1 protein-coding gene is annotated in these 375 nt (G+C 44.0%); it reads left to right on the top strand.

The genetic code is table 11. The annotated features are described in order from the left end of the window. The coding region (locus KP705_RS19185; protein ID WP_215765459.1) for a protein rep at positions 1-375 on the top strand (375 nt) is incomplete at both ends.

The raw sequence follows: 375 nt of genomic DNA, 5'->3' as shown, positions 1-375 counted from the left end.
TATATGATGACCTCAAGGCGGAGCATAGGAAATGGACACGCAAGCTCTCTGATTGCTTCCGTTGGCTCAATCAAAAATATGGTTCAAATCTGTATTTCAGGGGGACTGAGTTCACTCATAATGAGGATCATGAAACCCTTAACATGCATATGAATATCCTCTTTGATCTGCCGTATTTGAAGGGGAACGGCTGGCAGGATTTTCTTGCTGATGTTCGTGAGAGGATGTCGTGCATTGTTAAGGATGCGGGAACTCTTGAGTCTGTTGATGAGGTCACAAAATATGTGACTAAGCCGAACGATATTGAGACGATGGAGGATGGCCATCTTGAGTGGTTCTATAATGAGACACTCAATACGCGACTGATACAGAGGT

The sequence above is a fragment of the Gluconobacter sp. P1D12_c genome (assembly GCF_018812105.1).
Taxonomy (GTDB): domain Bacteria; phylum Pseudomonadota; class Alphaproteobacteria; order Acetobacterales; family Acetobacteraceae; genus Gluconobacter; species Gluconobacter oxydans_A.
Note: the sequence above shows the minus strand (reverse complement) of the source record. Positions and strands in the feature narration are given on the sequence as shown.